Below are 17,481 nucleotides of genomic sequence, written 5' to 3'. Positions count from 1 at the left end.
CCAACATTTCGATCGGATATCGGCTTGTCGCATTTTCACGAATGGGAATGGATGAGCATCTGGACTCCCGGGGAGCATTCTGTTAAACGCGTTTCCAATCCGCACGGCCTGCGCGCCGGGCATAAGTATTTCTTCGCCTCGAATCGGCCTGATTTCTGGCGAGCAACAAACCAAAGGAACGGGATTTCACGTGCAGGTACTAGTCCGCGACAACAACGTTGATCAGGCTCTCCGCGCTCTCAAGAAGAAGATGCAGCGCGAAGGCATCTTTCGTGAAATGAAGATGCGCGATTACTATGAAAAGCCTTCGGAGAAGCGTGCACGCGAAAAGGCTGAAGCTGTTCGCCGCGTCCGCAAGCTGGCGCGCAAGCGTATGCAGCGCGAAGGCCTGCTTCCGGCTACTCCGCGTCCGGCGGCCCGTTAATTCGGCCGTTTTTTCGACGTTTTTAACGTGCTTATGAGGCGGAGGCGACTTGGGCGCCGCCGCCTTTTTAGAATCCGAACGGATGTCCGTTCCCGCCACCACACGAGGAAACGCGCCTGATGGCCTGCTCGACTGCTGCTGCTTCTTCTTCCGCAACGTCCAGTTCTTCGGCTCCAACCTCTTCCACACGCAGCAGAATAGCCATGACGGGCATGGCACTGGCCACCGCCGTTCTTCTGGCTGGCTGCTCCACGACCTCCCAGACGACCGACCTGATTACCGTCGATCGCGCTCAGGGCTCGGAAGAGAACATCTCCTCGCTGACGACCGTCATCAATGCCAACCCGCAGGATCCCGAGGGCTACAATGTCCGAGGTTCCGCCTATGGTCGCGCCGGTGAGTTCAACCGAGCGCTCGAGGACTTCAACCGGGCCATCCAGCTAAACCCGCAATTCTACCAGGCCTATGCCAACCGCGCGCTCGTTTACCGCAACATGGGCAAGCCGGTCGAAGCGGCGAACGACTATAATCGCGCCCTGCAGCTCAATTCCAACTACGACGTCGCCTATATCGGCCGTGGCAACATCTACCGCCAGGCGGGGCGCAACAACGAAGCGTTCAACGATTTCGACAAGGCTATCCGGCTCGATACGACGGACGGACGCGCCTATCACAATCGCGGCCTGATCTATCAGACCCGTGGCCAGCACGCACAGGCGATCGAGGACTTCTCGAAGGCCATCTCGCTGTCGCCGAGCTCGGCGGAGCCCTACAACGGCCGCGCCGTCTCCTACCTTGCGCTGAACGACGACGAGAACGCATTTGCCGACATCAACACGGCGATTTCTCTCAACGACAAGCTGGCGGAATCCTGGACCAATCAGGGACTGGTCTACGAGACCCGCGGCGACAAGGCCCGCGCGGCCCGTTCCTTCAGCCATGCCGCGCGACTGGACCCGAACTACCAGCCTGCCAAGGACGGCCTCTCGCGCACGCGCAGCAGCTAACCCGGCGACACGATCTGCTTCTGAAAAGGCGGCGCAAGCGCCGCCTTTTGCATGTGTTCAGCGCCAGCCGAGAGCCGGCGCGACGTGCTTCAGGATAGATTCGATGACATGCGCGTTGTATTCGACGCCCAGCTGATTGGGGACGGTCAACAGCAGCGTGTCGGCCTCCGCGACCGCCTCATCCTGCTTCAATTGCTCGATCAGCGCATCCGGTTCGGCGGCATAGCTCCGCCCGAAGATGGCGCGGGTCTTGTCGTCGATATAGCCGATTGAATCGTCTTCCTTGCCCCCGCCGCCGAAGTACATGCGGTCACGGTCGTCAACCAGGGCAAAGATGCTGCGGCTGACGGAAACCCTCGGCTGGCGCGTATGCCCGGCCGCCTTCCATGCCTCGCGATACGCCCGGATCTGCTCGGCCTGCTGGACATGGAACGCCTCCCCCGTCTCGTCGTCCTTGAGAGTGGAGCTCTGCAGGTTCATGCCGAGCTTCGCCGCCCAGACTGCCGTCGCGTTCGAGCTGGCGCCCCACCATATGCGCTCGCGCAGACCTTCGGAGTACGGCTCCAGGCGAAGCAGGCCCGGAGGATTAGGGAACATCGGCCGCGGGTTGGGCTGGCCAAAACCGTCGCCCTGCAGCACGTCGAGCAGGACTTCCGCATGGCGCCGGCCCATGTCGGCGTCGGTTTTACCGTCGGCGGGCTGGTAGCCGAAATACCGCCAGCCGTCGATCACCTGCTCCGGCGAACCCCGGCTGATGCCGAGCTGCAGCCGTCCGCCCGCGATCAGGTCGGCGGCACCGGCATCTTCAGCCATGTAGAGCGGGTTCTCGTAGCGCATGTCGATAACGGCGGTACCGATCTCGATCCGGTTTGTCTTCGCGCCGACGGCCGAAAGCAACGGGAACGGCGATGCCAGCTGTCTTGCAAAATGATGGACGCGGAAATAGGCGCCATCCGCGCCCAACTCCTCCGCGGCGACAGCGAGGTCAATCGACTGAAGCAGGGCGTCGCCGGCGGAGCGCGTCTGCGACTGCGGAGAGGGCGTCCAGTGCCCGAACGAAAGGAAACCGATCTTCTTCATGGTTGCTCCTTGAAGGGGATGCGAGAATGTTTCCCCTTAGATGGCACACGCCACAGCAATCCGTTAGTGCGCCGCCGCCGGGTTTACCGAAACGGATTGTTCATCGATCCTGAACGATGGAGCAACCTGCATCAAAGATGCGGCATTTATCCCGGATGCCTGAACGGATTGATGACCGTCAGCCCCTCGATGGACATGCCTTCCTGCAGATCCTCGGAAAACAGAATGTCGCACTCGCTGGCCAGGGCCGCTGCAGCGATCATCGCATCGTATATCGATAGCTGGTAGCGCTCAGCCAACTGCAGTCCCCGGTCATGAATGGTCGCCGTCAGGGGAACGACATCGAGTAAAGCACGGATCATTGTCAGGAAAGAGTGAACCTCGTCCCATGAGAACCTCAGCTTCCGCCGGGCAACATGCGCGAACTCGTTCAGCACCTGGACACTTATCATTCCGCCTGCCCCGACCGCACGTTCGGCAGCATCCGCCTTCACAGCGTCTCCCGAAACGAGATAGATCAGAACGTTCGTATCGATGAAGTTACCGGGCATTCGCCTCGTCCCGATCGAACACGAAGTCCTCGGGAAGCCGGCCGCGGAATTTTCTCAGCCGCTCGAGCAGCTCCTGCCGCGTCGGCCTACGGGCAACCTCGAAATCCAGTGTGTCGACGGCGCGAATCTGGATTTCGTCGCCTTCTTTCAGATCAAGCGCTTCCACCACCGAAGACGGCAGCCGGACGGCAAGGCTGTTGCCCCACTTGGAAACCTGCATTGCGCCCCTCCTGATATACGCAGTGAGCAATGTATATCTACGCCTCCAGCCGGAAAAAGAAAAGCCCGGCAGAGCCGGGCTTTTCCAATCTCGGGCGTAGAACTCTAAGCTTAGTGGTTCATCGCCTTGACGATATCGTCGGTCATCTTCTTGGCATCGCCGAGCAGCATCATCGTGCCGTCCTTGTAGAACAGCGTGTTGTCGATGCCGGCATAACCGGAGCCCAGCGAGCGCTTGACGAAGAGGCAGGTCTTGGCCTTGTCCACGTCGAGGATCGGCATGCCATAGATCGGCGAGGTCTTGTCGTCGCGAGCGGCCGGGTTGGTCACGTCGTTGGCGCCGATGACATAGGCGACGTCGGCCTGGGCGAACTCCGAGTTGATGTCTTCCAGCTCGAAGACCTCGTCATAGGGCACGTTCGCTTCGGCGAGCAGCACGTTCATGTGGCCGGGCATACGTCCCGCCACCGGATGGATCGCGTATTTCACCTCGACGCCGTTCTTCTTCAGCGCATCGGCGAGCTCGCGCACCGCATGCTGCGCCTGCGCCACCGCCATGCCGTAGCCCGGCACGATGATGACCTTGGAGGCATTCGCCATCAGGAAGGCTGCATCGTCGGCCGAGCCCTGCTTGACCGTCCGCTGCACACCGTCATCGCTGGCCGCCGCACCGCTATCGCCGCCGAAGCCGCCGAGGATGACGGAGATGAACGAGCGGTTCATGCCCTTGCACATGATGTAGGATAGAATCGCACCCGAGGAGCCCACCAGCGCGCCGGTGATGATCAGCGCAAGGTTGCCGAGCGTGAAGCCGATGCCGGCCGCAGCCCAACCCGAATAGGAGTTGAGCATCGACACGACGACGGGCATGTCCGCGCCGCCGATCGGAACGATGAGCAGCACGCCGAGCACAAGCGCCAGCACGACGATCAGCCAGAAGTCGAAATGGCTTTCCGACAGGGTCAGGCCGACGATAAAGAAGACGATCGCGGCGAGCAGCAAGATATTGATGACGTGCCGGTAGGGCAGCATGATCGGCTTGCCGGACATGCGCCCGTCGAGCTTCAGGAAGGCGATGATCGAGCCGGTGAAGGTGATCGCACCGATGGCGGCACCCAGCGCCATTTCAATGAGCGCCTGGCCATGGATCTCGCCGACCTGGCCGAGGCCGAAGGAGACCGGCGAATAGAGCGCGGCCGCGGCCACCAGCACGGCGGCAAGGCCGACCAGCGAGTGGAAGCCGGCGACGAGCTGCGGCATCGAGGTCATCGGGATCGAGCGGGCGATATAGGCGCCTGCACCGCCACCGAGGGCAAGGCCGAGCACGATGAGCATCAGACCGCCGAAAGACGGCGTCGCGAGCAGCAGCGTCGTGCCGATGGCGATCCCCATGCCGACCATGCCGAGCATGTTGCCGCGGCGGCTCGTTGTCGGATGCGACAGTCCGCGTAGCGCCATGATGAAGAGCACGCCGGAGACAAGGTAAAGGAAGGCTGCGAAATTCTCAGACATCGGCCATCCTCACTTCTCTTTTTTCTTGTACATCGCCAGCATGCGCTGGGTGACGAGGAAGCCGCCGAAAATGTTGACGGATGCAAGGACCAGCGCAACGAAGCCGAAGCCCGTCGCGATGCCGGAAAGCGAAATGCCCACGGCCAGAAGCGCGCCGACGACGATGACCGAGGAGATGGCGTTCGTCACGGCCATCAGCGGCGTGTGCAGGGCCGGAGTGACCGACCAGACGACATAGTAGCCGACGAAGATCGACAGCACGAAGATGGCAAGCCGGAAGACGAAGGGATCGATCGCGCCGCCGGACACGCCATGCGCAGCGGCAGCCACAGCGTCCGGAGCCTGTTCGGCAGCAACCTTGACGGCTTCGACCGCCTGGTCGAGACGTTCCAAGGCAGAATTCATCACGTCACTCGCCATCAAAGCTCCTCCTTCTTGTCCGGCGTTGCCGTTACCGCCTTCTTGCGGGTTCGCTTCGGCGTCTCGGCTGGCTGTTCATCCACGACGGCTGCGTTTGGCGTGGCCGGCTTGCGTGCCTGCTTTGCCGCAGGTTTCACGATGATGGCGCCGCTCGCCGGAAGCTTGGCAGGAGCGGCGAACGCCGCGGCAGCCTCGGCAAAGTTCGGGTGAACCACTTTGCCGCCATGCGTCAGCATTGTCGCCTTGACGAGTTCGTCCTCGGGATCGACCTTGAACTCCTTGGTCTGCTTGTCGACCATGGTTTCGAGGAAGACAAAGAGGTTCTTGGCATAGAGCGCCGACGCCGATGCCGCGACGCGTCCAGCCATGTTGGCGTAGCCGATGACCTTCACGCCCTCGACCTCGGCAATCGAGCCCGACACCGATCCCTCGATATTGCCGCCCCGTTCGACCGCGAGGTCGACAGCCACCGAACCCGCCTTCATCGAAGCGAGCATGGCGCGGGTCACGAGGCGTGGCGCCGGCCGGCCGGGAATGAGAGCCGTGGTGACGACGATGTCCTGCTTGGCGATATGCTCGGCAACAAGCGCTGCCTGCTTGGCCTGGTAGGCTTCCGACATCTGCTTGGCGTAGCCGCCTGCGGTTTCGGCCGCCTTGAATTCCTCGTCCTCGACGGCGATGAACTTGGCGCCGAGCGAGGCGACCTGTTCCTTGGCCGCGGGACGTACGTCCGTTGCGGAAACGACGGCGCCGAGACGGCGGGCCGTAGCAATCGCCTGCAGTCCGGCAACCCCTGCCCCCATGACGAAGACCTTGGCGGCCGCAACCGTGCCGGCGGCGGTCATCATCATAGGCATCGCCCGGCCGTATTCATGCGACGCATCGATGACCGCGCGGTAGCCGGCAAGATTGGCTTGCGAGGACAGTACGTCCATCGACTGGGCACGCGTGATGCGCGGCATCAGCTCCATGGCGAGTGAGGTGAGCCCGGCGCCGGCCATGGCGGCCAGGGCCGCCTCGTTGCCGTAGGGATCCATGCTCGCAAAGACCACGGCACCGGATTTGTATCCGGAAATTTCAATCGCTGTCGGCCGGTTCACCTTCAACACGATATCTGCGGTCGCGGCATCTGCCGTCGAACCGATCCGCGCGCCGGCGGCCTGATAATCCGTGTCGAGAATGCCGGAAGCGGCGCCCGCGCCAGCTTCGACCAGAACCGAGAAGTCCAGCGCGGCAAGACGCTTCACCGTATCGGCGGACGCAGCGACCCGGTCCTCACCCGCACCTTCGCGGGGAACAAAAACAACCTTAGACAATGCACGCCCTCCCGAGTCGTTGCCCTTGCGGGCACGATCGGATCGTGCCCCGCCTTACCTCATGTGACGGAGGCAGCGTCAGCGCAGCAGAAAAACGCCGGCGACGTTGAGAACGATGAAGATGATGAGCCCGCCGAGGAAGCCGGCGCCAGCGAAGAAGCCGGCAGCCATGGCGATCATCAGGATGACCAAGCTCATCGTGCCCCATTTGGTCATGGAGAGGAAGCGGAGGTACGTGTTCTCGTGCTCGGCATAGTCCATCGAGGCACCGGTTTCGAGCGGGCCGCTCTGATGATTGTCCATTCGTCGTCTCCCTTGCTCGGCCACCCCGGACAAACACCGCGGCAGCCTCTGAAACCCTCAAACTGCACGACCTGGCGCACCGCGAGCGATGCCGGAACTCGTGGTTGTGGCCTTACACAAAGCTGCCACAAAGCGCAATGCCACTCGTGGTCGCGGATGACCTTCTCCCTAGTGAAGGAAGGCCATTTCCGGAGATGTCGGGCGGCCTGCGAGCCTTGCGGTCGGCAGGATCGTCAAGGTCGGGATATCCAGCCGCGACACACCCCCGAACATCATCCTTCGCTCGTATGCTTCCGACTGGAACGCCGGAACGCGGGCCATCAGCGTGGACCTCAACTGCCTTGTCGGCGACGCCAGAAGCGTCAGGTCGAAGTCATAGGGTGGCACCTGCCTCGGCGCGGCAATCTCCTGCGCGTGGAAGAAGCGGCGATAGAAGGCCGCGTGGGCCGGGCGGATCGGCTGCAGCATCCGGTCGGCGTTAAAATGGATCACAGCCATGATCGCCGGGCGAACGGTCAGGTAGGGGATGGCCGATCGCTCGTTCGCGAAATCCGGATCGATGGCGAATCGGGCCGCGTCGATAAGTTCGAGGCCCTGATCGAGCAGTCCGTTCACAGCCTCTGGAAATATGGCGATCGACTGGCAGCGTCGGCTCTCAGGGGTGACGTGATGTATGCGCAGCGTACTCACCAGCTTCTCGTCATAGTACATCCCAAGCACATGGGCATGACTATCATAGTCTATCTCATCGAGAAGTTTTGTCGCGGCGACCGGAAGGACATTCCGCGCCTTGTAGGCTTTGAACCGAAGTCGGGAAATATCCTCGAAATCTTCGTGATTCTCAATCCTCCTGTATTCGATACGGTCAAGTGTGGCGAGAAGCTTTTCGGCAAATCGCCCTTCAACTCCAGATATTCTGTGATCGATCATGATTAACCCCGGTTATTAACCAACGATTAACCATGAATTTCACGCAAACAACGGATGTGATCGATAACTGGACAGTAAATTAACAAACATGGTTAACGCCCGAGCGCCTCGAACCGGAATACGGACGGGTTGATTGCCGCAAACGTCAGCGGATGCGCGAAGGGCCGCGCGCGGCTACAGCGCATGGACCGCGAGCGCACGCCCACGAGGATGATCGGAAAGAACGGGGAGTGGTGGGCTCAGAGCGCCGGTTTAAGCGCGCGTCTGCGCGTTTTGCGGGCGTCACCCTCGCCCACTGTCGAGGGAGCACCGCCATGCACCATTTCCGTCTCGGTCAGCACCGCTACGGCATCGGCGGAGATCGGCTGCGAGAAGATGAACCCTTGGACCAGATCGGCGAGATTGTGCTCGTTGATCAGGTCCAGCTGGTCGGAGGTTTCCACGCCCTCGATAACGATCTTGAGGCCGAGGTTGCGGGACAGGTCGACCACCCCGCACAGGAGGCTCAGGCGACGCTGGTCGCTGCCGATGTCCCGGATGAAGGCTCGGTCCAGCTTCACGATGTCGAGCGGCAGAGAGTTCAGGTAGCTCAGGCTGGAGAAGCCTGTGCCGAAATCATCGATGGCCACGGTAATGCCCTGGGCACGAATCTGGCTGAGAAGTGCGACGACCCCGCTCGGCTCCGCCATGAAACTGCTTTCCGTCACCTCCACATGAAGCAGTGAGGGATCCAGGCGGTATCGCTTCAGCGCGTCGTTCAGGTCACCGGCGATCTCCGGGCACTCCAGATCCTGAACGGAAAGATTGACGGACACGGGCAATTGCCGCGGCCATGAAGCGCAGTCACGGCACGCCTGGTCTATGACAAATCGAGTGAGGGTCGATATCAGCCCCATATCCTCGGCAATCGGAATAAAGATATTGGGGCCGATCAGACCCTTCTCCGGGTGCCTCCACCGAACCAGCGCTTCGACACACTCCACGCTCGATCCATCCGGCCGATACATCGGCTGATAGACCACGTAGAGGTTCTTCTCCTCGATGGCCTGACGAAGGTCGGCCCTCAGCTTCTGGTCCTCCACGTAACGTGCGTCCATCTCCGGCTGGAACAGCGACAGCGCGCCGTTCCCCTTGGACTTGGCGTCATTCATGGCGAGATCGGCCTTGATCAGCCAGGCCTCCATATTAAATTCGGAGGCAGGGCCGATGATGCAGCCGCCATTTGCGAAGACGGGCAGACGGATGTCGCCAAGCAGGTATCGTCCCTGGATCCGCTCGTGACATTGCGAGATAAGCTCTTCCAGACTTTCGCGGCCATCCGTCCCGGTCAGCAGGAGTACGAATTCGTCACCCACGAGACGACCGGTAATAATCTCAGGCCCGGCGACATCCCGGAGCCGCTCGGCAACGGCCTGCAGCAGCCGGTCGCCGACGAGACGTCCCCGCAGATCGTTGACGTGCTTGAAGCCTTCGATGTCGAGAAGGACGAGTGCCACCGGCATCTGCTCGTCACGTCGCGCTATGCGCTTTCCTGCCAGCGATACGAAGTGATCGCGGCTTGGCAGGCCCGTCAGCGAATCGAAGCGAACCATGTGAAGGATCTGGTTCTCGGCGGCCACGCGCGCGCTGACATCTTCGAAGATCAGCACCACCCTGCCATCGTCACGAGATGTTGCCGAACATTCGAGATGGACTTCAGGTCCGATTTGGAACTGTTCTCTGTCCAGTCGGCCATCCGCGAGACGTTGAACGAGAGGAAGAATGTCGCGCAAGGCGGCATTGGGGCTTTCGCGCAGCACCGAGACCAGCTCGCGGTCCTTGAGGTTTTTCCCCTGGTCGAGCCCCAGAAGCTCATAGGCGCGACGGTTGATGACCTGTATGCGCCCTTCGGCGTCCAGCATGACGAGGCCGTGCGCCATCGTGGTCAATGCAATGTCGAAGCGGTTGGCGATTTCGCGCGTCTTGCGGGTTACAAGCACGTTCTCGTAGAGAAATTCCCGCACGCCTGTTGCCATCGACCTTGTGGTCAGGCCGAACGGGACGAGCAGGAGCGACATGAGCGCCAGATGAAAATCGCCGCTGATGACGCAGGCGATGACAATGGGCGCACAGCATCCCAGCGTCTGGAGATCGACCGCACGGCTGGACCCGTAGTTGCGGCCGACGACGGACATCATCGACCCAAGGGTCATGGCGATGCATGTGAACGCGGCAAAGGAATCTTGAACGACAAGCAGCGCATAGCCGCTGGCGATGCCCAGCAACAATGCAGCCATTGTTGCCCCGCCAAGGTAGTGTCTCTCCCAGCCGGCGATTTCTTCCCTCGAAAGAGCGCTCTTGTCAGCCTGGTCGAACCGACGGAACCAGTAGATCCGATAGAAGAAGACCGCAGCAAAGCTCAGCGCCAGGAGTGCGTAAAAACGGGAGCCGGTATAATGATAGACGAGCAAGCACCAGGCGACGTGGACTACGACCCCGGTCCAAAGCGTCCCGCGATTTCCAAACAACGAACTGACGAACGACAGATAGACATCTGTCGGCAGTGTCGCCGCATCCTGCGCCTTCATCGGGGCGAATTTCCTTCCATGCCTCAGCAAGCCAGCTTTTGCCGAAACGGTTTAATTTTACGTGCTTTCGCCAAGCCTACGTCGCAGGCTTCAGGGGTATTTCACAATGTGCTTAACAAACCTCCAAACGACCTTGCGAGAAATCAACATATAACGCACAGGAATTCGCAACTGCTGCCGAGCAGAGCGTATCAGAACCCAGGTGCTGAACGTTTGAAGGAGGTGGTATCGGGCACGACGGATCGTGAGCCCCGTCGAGCGACGGCGCCACAGATCGAAACGATTTTGCTGGGCTGCGGGCACTACCACACTGCCCGACATCCTGGTTGCGAAGACCTGAAAAGGTGCCGCATTGCCAGCGCCTTCGCTCCTCGTATCGAACCAAATCCGCTCATACCATTTCGATCCGGTTTATGAGTTCATGATCCTAGGGGCCGCCCCCTGAAAATCAAGTACACTGCAACTTCCGTAGCAATTGATTTTTGCCGCACCAGTCACTACAGGTCTCGCAACGAACGACAACGTCCAATAATTGCGCCGTTCGAGGGGAAACTATGGATGGGCGCTGATTCAGGCAGACTGATGGCCCCTTTCATCGGCAATAATTTGGCTGGCGGTCCGGGTTTTTAAGGCTGAACCCCTGGCCGTCGCATTCATCCTGTTTCGACCGTCCATGGGCGAAGCGATCCAGGATTTGCGAGGATCAGGAAGCTTCATGCCCGTGCTACTGAAGGTCAGCGGTTTCATCGACCGCATAAGTCTAATCATCGGCAAGCTTGCCGGATATCTTGTCCTGCTCTGCTGCCTTATCAGTGCCGGGAATGCCTTGATCCGGTACACTTTCAATTACAGCTCAAACGGCTGGCTCGAGATCCAGTGGTATCTCTTCGCCTTTGTCGTTCTGCTCGGTGCCTCGCACACGCTCCGGCTGAACGAGCATGTGCGGGTCGATCTGATCTATGGCGCGGTTTCCGACCGCAAACGCCTCTGGATCGACGTGATCGGTCTGGTGGTGTTTCTTATTCCCTCCTGCCTTTACCTCGCGTGGCTGTCGTGGCCCGTCTTCGCGCTCTCCTTCGCTCAGGGCGAAATGTCCTCCAACGCCGGCGGCCTAATTCGCTGGCCCGTGAAGCTGATCATCGTGTCAGGCTTCGCGCTTCTCGCCCTCCAGGGCCTATCGGAGCTCATCAAGCGCATTGCCGGCCTGATGGGATTCGTCGAAGTCGACACGACCTACGAAAAGCCGTTGCAGTAAAAGACCAGGTATCGCGGGGAAACTACGCATATGTTTGAATACGGAATTATGCCGCCAGCGATGTTCCTGGGCATGATCATCTTCATGCTCTACGGCTTCCCGGTGGCCTTCTCACTGTCTGCCGTCGGCCTGTTCTTCGGCCTCCTCGGCATAGCCACCGGTCACTTTGAATTCGCCTTCATGCAGGCCCTGCCGTTCCGCATCTTCGGCATCGTCTCCAACGACCTGCTGCTGGCCATTCCCTTCTTCACCCTCATGGGCGCCATCCTGGAGCGATGCGGGCTGGCGGAAGACCTGCTTGAGGGAACCGGCAAGCTGTTCGGCGCCGTGCCCGGCGGCCTCGCCTATGCGGTTATCGTCGTCGGCGCCATACTCGGTGCGATCACCGGCACGGTTGCCGCCTCGGTTATCACCATGGGCGTGATCTCGCTGCCGATCATGCTGAAATACGGGTACAACCCGCGGCTTGCCACCGGCGTCATCGCCGCGTCCGGCACGATCACCCAGGTCATCCCGCCGTCGCTCGTGCTGATCGTTCTCGCCGACCAGCTCGGCCGCTCGGTCGGCGACATGTATCTCGGCGCGATCGGTCCATCGATCCTTCAGGTCGCGATCTTCATGCTCTTCATCTTCATCCTGTCGATCCTTCGCCCGAAGGACGTTCCGGCTTTGCCGCCGGAAGCACGCGGCGAGTTGAACGCCGCGCTGGTGATGAAGGTCCTGTGGGGCATGATCCCGTCGATCGTGCTGATCTTCCTCGTGCTCGGCACCCTCTTCATGGGCCTCGCAACGCCGACGGAAGCCGGTGCTCTCGGCGTGGTTGGCGCGATGGTTATCGCCGCGCTGCACGGACGCCTGACCTGGGATCTGGTCAAGCAGGCCATGCATTCGACGATGACAATCACCTCGATGGTTGTCTTCATTCTCGTTGGCGCAACCTGCTTCAGCCTCGTCTTCCAGGGCATGGACGGCGGCCTCTGGATCGAGCACCTGCTGTCTCACATCCCGGGCGGCGCAGTCGGCTTCCTGATCTTCGTCAACATTTTCATCTTCTTCCTGGCGTTCTTCCTCGACTTCTTCGAGATCGCCTTCATCGTCATTCCGCTTCTGGCGCCGGTCGCCGAGTCGCTCGGCATCGACCTGATCTGGTTCGGCGTCCTGCTCTGCATCAACATGCAGACCGCCTTCATGCATCCGCCCTTCGGCTTCGCGCTCTTCTATCTTCGCTCGATTGCACCGAAGAGCGTGAAGACGAGGGATATCTATCTTGGCGCCATCCCGTGGCTCGGCATGCAGCTGCTGCTGGTTGCGATCGTGATCTTCTGGCCCGAGTCGGTAACCTATTGGCTGGACAAGGGACCTGAGATCGATCTCGACAACATCAAGATCGAGATCCCCGGCTTCGGCGGCCCGTCCGGCCTTGAGGGGGGACCGAACTTCGGCCTTCCGCCACTGGACGGCGGCGGCGCACCGCCCGCCCAACCGGCAATGCCCAATCTCGGCGAACCGCCAAAGATCAACCCGTAAGTCCGGGTCCCGTTCAGGCGGGTCCTAGATTACCAAACGACGCACAGGAATCAAAAAGCCCCGGAAATCATCCGGGGCTTTTCTTCTGGTGACGTGTCAGCGGAAGCTCAGAGCTTGCCGTTGCGCTGCTGGATCATCATGAACGTATCGAACGTGTATTCGGACAGCTGCATCCACAGATACCCCTCCCTTTTGAAGGCGACCTGGTCCTCGTAGATCCGCTTGAACCATTCGTTCGACGCCGAGATCTCCTTGTAGACGTCCATGGCAGCGTTGTAGCAGGCCTCGAGGATATCCTGGCTGAACGGACGCAGCACGGTGCCTTCCGCGACGAGCTGCTTTACCGCCGTCGGGTTCTTGAGGTCGTATTTCGCCATCATGTTGGTGTTGGCGAAGGCGCATGCATCCCGCAGCGCCGCCTGATAGTGCTTCGGCAGGCCGTTCCACTTGTCGAGGTTGACGAAGGAGTGGATGACCGGACCGCCTTCCCAGAACGCCGGGTAGTAATAGTATTTGGCAACCTTGTGGAAACCGAGCTTGTGGTCGTCGTATGGACCGACCCACTCGGCCGCATCGATCGTGCCCTTTTCAAGCGCGGGATAGATGTCGCCACCGGCAATCTGCTGCGGCACGACACCGAGCTTCTCGACGACTCGGCCCGCGATGCCCGCGATGCGCATCTTGATGCCATCGAAGTCCTCGACGGTGTTGATCTCCTTGCGGAACCAGCCACCCATCTGGACGCCGGTATTGCCGGAGATCATGCCGTAGAGGCCGTGGGTCGCATAGAACTCGTTCATCAACGTATTGCCGTTGCCCTGGTAGAACCAGGAATTGGTCAGGCGTGCGTTGAGACCGAAGGGGATCGCCGTACCGATCGCGAAAGTCGGATCCTTGCCGACATAGTAATAGGAGCAGGTATGGCACATCTCGACGGTGCCGGAACTGACCGCATCGGCGGCCTGAAGGCCTGGGACGATTTCGCCGGCGGCAAAGGTCTGGATGTTGAAATTGCCTCCGGTCGCTTCCGAGACGTGCTTGGCAACGTCTTCCGCGCCACCAAAGATGGTGTCGAGCGATTTCGGAAACGAAGACGTAAGGCGCCAGGTGATCTTGGGATTTTCCTGGGCTATTGCCGGAGCCGCAAGTGCGGTTGCAGCGGCAGCGCCAGTTCCTGTCACTGCCGCCTTTTTGAAGAATGTACGACGATCCATAAATTACCTCCCGTTATGAACCCGAGGGGTGGTCGTCCTCCCTTCCCCCGGCCCTGCGGGAAGTAAACATGTCCACTTGAGGCGCGCAAGCATTCTACTTGTTAGTCCTTAGTGTTAGACATCGCGCTCCAGTAAAGCGGCCAGAAACCGGCAGATTGGATTACCGGGCAACAGAAGACCCCTCCTGCCCCCCGAACACTTGCCGGAATGCCACGGCAGGTGCCCCGCTTGACAGCAGACCTGATCCGGCGGCAGAAATCTCTCAAGCCCCTGGAGACTGAAGATGCCGAAGCCCATCGTTGCCCTGCCCGCCGACATTCGTGAGTTCGAAGGCGCCGTCTGGCATGCAACACCCAATCAATACGTCAAGGCCGCCCTCAAGGTTGCGGATGTGATGACCTTCATCATTCCCGCTTTCGAGGAAGGCAACGACACCGATGCCATTCTCGACCGTGTCGATGGCCTGCTCGTCTCAGGCTCGGCCACCAACGTCCACCCTTCGCTCTACGGCCAGACCGCGACCGATGCCGACGGCCCGTTCGACATCGCGCGCGATCAGACATCGCTGCCGCTGATCCGCCGGGCACTCGAACGCGGCATCCCGCTTCTGGCGATCTGTCGCGGCATCCAGGAACTGAACGTCGCGCTCGGCGGCACGCTCGCCACCGAGATTCAGGACCAGCCCGGAATATGGGACCACCGCAAGCCGGATGCGCCCGAGCGGGACCACATGTACGCGATCCGCCAGCCGGTCTTCATCCAGGAAGGTTCCTGCATCGCCCGTCATCTGGGCCTGTCCGGGCAGGTGCAGATCAATTCGCTGCACCGCCAGGCAATTGCCGAAACGGCGCCGCGCCTCAAGGTGGAAGCGACGGCCGAGGACGGCACCATCGAGGCTGTCTCCGTCATCGATGCGAAGGGATTTGCAATCGGCGTGCAATGGCACCCGGAATACTGGGCGGAGACGGATGCACCGTCTCGCGCCCTGTTCGAAGCCTTCGGCCGGGCAGTCAGAGACTACGCGGCCACAAAGGCACCTGCCACGGCAGCGCCCAAGGCGTTCGCTGCGGCGGGCTGAAGCCCGCCGTCCTGGCTCATCCCTTGACGGGCGTTTCCGGCACCGGCGTAATCACCTTCTTCTCCCGGAACCAGCCGATCAGGTTGTCGACGACGAGGTCGGCCATGGCGTTGCGGGTCGGCACCGAGGCCGACGCCACATGCGGCAGCAGGCTGGCATTCGGCAGGTCCAGGAAGCCGTCCGGAACATTCGGCTCATCGTAGAAGACGTCGAGGCCGGCGGCCGCGATGGTGTTGTTCTTCAGCGCTGTGATCAGCGCATCCTCATCTACGCTGGTGCCGCGACCGACATTGATGAACACGCCGTTCGGGCCGAGCGCTGAAAAGATCTCCGACGTGAAGATCTTGTGCGTCGCCGCCGTTCCGGGAACGACCGAAATCAGCGTATCCACCGCCTCTGCCATCTCCTTCAGCGAGGAATAATAGGTGTAGTCGAGGCCTTCGCGGCGGCTGCGGGTATGGTAGCCGATCTCCACCTTGAACGGCTCGAGGCGCTTGGCGATCTCCATGCCGATACGGCCAAGCCCAAGAATGCCGACCTTGCGGCCCTTCAGCGACAGCGGCGTCAGCGGGAAAGGCCCGTCCTTCTTCCAGCGGCCCTCGCGCAGGTAGTTTTCTGCCCTCGGGAATTGGCGGACGGTATTGAGCAGCAGCGCAATCGTGGTGTCGGCCACCTCGTCGTTCAGCACGTCGGGCGTGTGGGTGACGATGATGCCATGCTCCACCGCCTTCTTCGTATCGACGCCATCGTAGCCGACGCCGAAATTGGAGACGATCTCGAGGTTCGGAAGCGTATCGATCCAGCCATTGTCCAGTGCGCCGGAAATCGCCACGCCCTTGATACGCGCGCGGACATCGGCACCGATCTCGGTAACAGGCCCCATCGGCACCGGCACGACCTCGAAGGTCTGGCCCAGCCGTTCCAGAATGCGCGGATGAATACGCCCGGGGACGAGCACGGCTACGGGTTGATCGGACATGGTGTCTCCTCGTTCATTATCAGCTGCGGGGTCGATGGATACCGGTCGACTGGCGGATGCGCATCTCCGGCTTGATGAGATGGATGCCGTCCGGCTCGTGACTTCCGGCAAGACGGTCGAGAAGTGCCCGGGCGGCAAGCCGACCCACTTCGCTCTGGCCGTTCCAGACGGTCGTCAGCGCCGGCGTGGCGATCGACGCCTCTTCCAGATCGTCATAGCCGGTCACCGAAATGTCCTGCCCCGGCACGAGACCGGCGCGGGCGATGCCGTTCATCAGACCGATGGCGACAAGGTCGTTCCAACAGACGGCCGCGGTCGGCTTCTGCGGAAGCGACAGGAAGTGAACCGCCGCTTCGAAACCACCCTGCTTGGAACGTGGCCCGGGAATGCGCAGGTCAGGATTGACCTCGATGCCGGCCTTACGCAGTGCGTTCACGTAGCCCTGGTAGCGGTCGCGGCCCGTCGATGTCTGGTCTGTGCCGCCGATCATCGCGATCACCCGGTGGCCAAGCCCGATCAGGTGATTGGTAGCGAGTGATATGCCGTAGCTGTCGTCGCCGCGATAGGTGGGAAGATTGACGCCTTCCATGGAGCGCGCCACCAGAATGGCCGGCATGCCGTTCGCTTCGGCGAGCTTCACATCTTCCACCGGCGTGCCGATGGCGGGCGACATGATGACCCCGTCGCCGCCAAGCTGCAGCAGCGTCTCGATGAAAGTGCGCTGCTTTTCGACCGAGTCGTAATGGTTGGACAGGATGAAGGTCTGGCCGCTGCGATCCAGCTCGCTTTCGATCGCCTTGAGGATTTCCCCGTAGAAGGGGTTCATGATGTCGTGGACGACGACACCGACGATCCCCGAGCGGGACGTCCTGAGGCTCGCGGCGCGACGGTTGTAGATGTAACCGAGCGCCCTTGCCTGCTCCTTGATCTTCTCGCGTGTATCGTTAGCAACCAGCGGACTGTCTCGCAGGGCCAGCGAAATGGTGGCCGTGGAAAGGCCGAGGCTTTCCGCAATCGTCGACAGCTTGATCTTTTGCGCCACGTCCCCTCCGACCAGGCAAATATCGGCTCAAGGCCGCATTTAAAATCCTTTAAATAG

17 protein-coding genes are annotated in these 17,481 nt (G+C 61.0%); 5 read left to right on the top strand and 12 right to left on the bottom strand.

What is annotated here, in order from left to right; all coding sequences use genetic code 11:
* Positions 1-190 precede the first annotated feature (190 nt).
* Both rpsU and LH464_RS17815 read left to right on the top strand, forming a co-directional pair.
* Positions 191-424, top strand: coding sequence for a 30S ribosomal protein S21 (rpsU, locus tag LH464_RS17820; protein WP_226787747.1), 234 nt, complete (start codon positions 191-193; stop codon positions 422-424).
* A 203-nt stretch (positions 425-627) separates the two neighbouring features.
* The gene (locus LH464_RS17815; RefSeq protein WP_390625007.1) at positions 628-1,431 is read left to right on the top strand and encodes a tetratricopeptide repeat protein; all 804 of its coding nucleotides are present in this window, start codon (positions 628-630) and stop codon (positions 1,429-1,431) included.
* A 57-nt stretch (positions 1,432-1,488) separates the two neighbouring features.
* Here LH464_RS17815 and LH464_RS17810 read toward each other — a convergent pair whose 3' ends face one another.
* The 9 genes from LH464_RS17810 to LH464_RS17770 form a co-directional block, all read right to left on the bottom strand.
* Positions 1,489-2,511: an LLM class flavin-dependent oxidoreductase gene (locus tag LH464_RS17810; protein ID WP_226787745.1), complete on the bottom strand. Its 1,023-nt coding sequence runs from the start codon at positions 2,509-2,511 to the stop codon at positions 1,489-1,491.
* 146 nt (positions 2,512-2,657) lie between these two features.
* Positions 2,658-3,062, bottom strand: a complete 405-nt coding sequence (locus LH464_RS17805) for a PIN domain-containing protein (RefSeq protein WP_226787744.1) — start codon at positions 3,060-3,062, stop codon at positions 2,658-2,660.
* Positions 3,052-3,282, bottom strand: a complete 231-nt coding sequence (locus LH464_RS17800) for an AbrB/MazE/SpoVT family DNA-binding domain-containing protein (protein ID WP_226787743.1) — start codon at positions 3,280-3,282, stop codon at positions 3,052-3,054. The genes LH464_RS17805 and LH464_RS17800 overlap by 11 nt, the downstream gene beginning before the upstream one ends.
* Before the next feature lie 110 nt (positions 3,283-3,392).
* On the bottom strand, positions 3,393-4,793 hold the full coding sequence (locus tag LH464_RS17795) for an NAD(P)(+) transhydrogenase (Re/Si-specific) subunit beta (protein ID WP_226787742.1): 1,401 nt from the start codon (positions 4,791-4,793) through the stop codon (positions 3,393-3,395).
* A 9-nt stretch (positions 4,794-4,802) separates the two neighbouring features.
* The gene (locus tag LH464_RS17790; protein ID WP_226787741.1) at positions 4,803-5,213 is read right to left on the bottom strand and encodes an NAD(P) transhydrogenase subunit alpha; all 411 of its coding nucleotides are present in this window, start codon (positions 5,211-5,213) and stop codon (positions 4,803-4,805) included.
* A complete protein-coding gene (locus LH464_RS17785) occupies positions 5,213-6,529 on the bottom strand; it encodes a Re/Si-specific NAD(P)(+) transhydrogenase subunit alpha (protein WP_226787740.1) in 1,317 nt (438 codons plus the stop codon). Before LH464_RS17785 ends, LH464_RS17790 begins: the two co-directional genes overlap by 1 nt.
* Positions 6,530-6,607: 78 nt before the next feature.
* The gene (locus tag LH464_RS17780; RefSeq protein WP_226787739.1) at positions 6,608-6,832 is read right to left on the bottom strand and encodes an aa3-type cytochrome c oxidase subunit IV; all 225 of its coding nucleotides are present in this window, start codon (positions 6,830-6,832) and stop codon (positions 6,608-6,610) included.
* 168 nt (positions 6,833-7,000) lie between these two features.
* Positions 7,001-7,762 carry an N-acyl amino acid synthase FeeM domain-containing protein gene (locus LH464_RS17775; RefSeq protein ID WP_226787738.1) on the bottom strand — a complete coding sequence of 254 codons (762 nt, stop codon included), beginning with the start codon at positions 7,760-7,762 and terminating at the stop codon, positions 7,001-7,003.
* 239 nt (positions 7,763-8,001) lie between these two features.
* Positions 8,002-10,329: a putative bifunctional diguanylate cyclase/phosphodiesterase gene (locus tag LH464_RS17770; protein ID WP_226787737.1), complete on the bottom strand. Its 2,328-nt coding sequence runs from the start codon at positions 10,327-10,329 to the stop codon at positions 8,002-8,004.
* A gap of 715 nt (positions 10,330-11,044) precedes the next feature.
* Here LH464_RS17770 and LH464_RS17765 point away from each other — a divergent pair.
* Together LH464_RS17765 and LH464_RS17760 are read left to right on the top strand one after the other, a co-directional pair.
* The gene (locus LH464_RS17765; RefSeq protein ID WP_226787736.1) at positions 11,045-11,584 is read left to right on the top strand and encodes a TRAP transporter small permease subunit; all 540 of its coding nucleotides are present in this window, start codon (positions 11,045-11,047) and stop codon (positions 11,582-11,584) included.
* 30 nt (positions 11,585-11,614) lie between these two features.
* The gene (locus LH464_RS17760; RefSeq protein WP_226787735.1) at positions 11,615-13,111 is read left to right on the top strand and encodes a TRAP transporter large permease; all 1,497 of its coding nucleotides are present in this window, start codon (positions 11,615-11,617) and stop codon (positions 13,109-13,111) included.
* Between the two features lie 107 nt (positions 13,112-13,218).
* Here LH464_RS17760 and LH464_RS17755 read toward each other — a convergent pair whose 3' ends face one another.
* Positions 13,219-14,325, bottom strand: coding sequence for a TRAP transporter substrate-binding protein (locus LH464_RS17755; RefSeq protein WP_226787734.1), 1,107 nt, complete (start codon positions 14,323-14,325; stop codon positions 13,219-13,221).
* A 283-nt stretch (positions 14,326-14,608) separates the two neighbouring features.
* Here LH464_RS17755 and LH464_RS17750 point away from each other — a divergent pair, with 283 nt between their 5' ends.
* Positions 14,609-15,403 carry a gamma-glutamyl-gamma-aminobutyrate hydrolase family protein gene (locus LH464_RS17750; protein WP_226787733.1) on the top strand — a complete coding sequence of 265 codons (795 nt, stop codon included), beginning with the start codon at positions 14,609-14,611 and terminating at the stop codon, positions 15,401-15,403.
* A 16-nt stretch (positions 15,404-15,419) separates the two neighbouring features.
* On the opposite strand, the gene LH464_RS17745 is transcribed toward LH464_RS17750, so the two are convergent.
* Entirely contained in the window at positions 15,420-16,382 is a 963-nt protein-coding gene (locus LH464_RS17745) for a 2-hydroxyacid dehydrogenase (protein ID WP_226787732.1), read from the bottom strand.
* Positions 16,383-16,401: 19 nt separating this feature from the next.
* Positions 16,402-17,424: a LacI family DNA-binding transcriptional regulator gene (locus LH464_RS17740; protein WP_226787731.1), complete on the bottom strand. Its 1,023-nt coding sequence runs from the start codon at positions 17,422-17,424 to the stop codon at positions 16,402-16,404.
* Positions 17,425-17,481 lie beyond the last annotated feature (57 nt).

The sequence above is a fragment of the Pseudorhizobium xiangyangii genome (assembly GCF_020531965.1).
Lineage (GTDB): Bacteria > Pseudomonadota > Alphaproteobacteria > Rhizobiales > Rhizobiaceae > Neorhizobium > Neorhizobium xiangyangii.
This window is presented reverse-complemented; position numbering and strand designations above follow the sequence as displayed.